This is a genomic window from Streptomyces sp. DT224, assembly GCF_049844595.1.
Taxonomy (GTDB): Bacteria; Actinomycetota; Actinomycetes; order Streptomycetales; family Streptomycetaceae; genus Streptomyces.
Map to the genome: position 1 here is coordinate 1 of NZ_JBNCLI010000067.1, position 248 is coordinate 248.

At 71.8% G+C, this 248-nt stretch carries 1 protein-coding gene; it reads right to left on the reverse strand.

Annotation, left to right across the window (positions count from 1 at the left end; all coding sequences use genetic code 11):
• Positions 1 to 233, reverse strand: a 233-nt coding sequence (locus tag ACLQ2N_RS36065) for a hypothetical protein (protein ID WP_425820033.1), incomplete at its 3' end; no start/stop codon positions are given.
• Positions 234 to 248: the final 15 nt, after the last annotated feature.

Sequence of the window (248 nt, forward strand, 5' to 3'; positions counted from 1 at the left end):
TCCGTGGCCTGCAGAGCCGCAAGAACATGCCCGGTCGCCTCCCGGACCGCGTCCGGGACCGGGAGACCCTCCGTGACGGGGACCGTGACCAGCTCGAACTCCGGGACCGGCGCCGTACCAGTGGCAGTGGTGGGGGCCGGCGTCCAGTCGAGCCGGTGCAGCATGTCCGAAGCTCCGCCGTTCAGCTGCTCTGCCGAGAAGGGGCGCAGGGTCAGCGCACCGACCTCTGCCACCGGACGGCCGTTCTG